Genomic DNA, 226 nt, shown 5'->3' with positions numbered 1-226 from the left:
CGGTACACCTGTACGCATATACCCGCATAAATCAAAATAAATACATTTGAACTGGCGGCCGTAATCAATGAGCGCCAGTCAAATGGCTGTCCCTCCCAAATAGCCAAACCAAGCGCGAACGGTATTCCTAATAAATTGGTCAATAATAAAGTTTGATAGACAGTATGATGTTGTGGAAGTTTACGAACTAACAGATTGTTTAGCGCCATGGTTACCGCCACTATAA

General features: G+C 41.6%; 1 protein-coding gene. It reads right to left on the bottom strand.

Features of this window, described 5'->3' with window-relative positions; translation table 11 throughout:
• The coding region (locus AC2FA3_RS15725; RefSeq protein WP_490510416.1) for a hypothetical protein at nt 1–209 on the bottom strand (209 nt) is incomplete at its 3' end.
• Nucleotides 210–226 lie beyond the last annotated feature (17 nt).

The organism is Janibacter sp. CoH_79_TC_3, from assembly GCF_058197955.1.
This window is presented reverse-complemented; position numbering and strand designations above follow the sequence as displayed.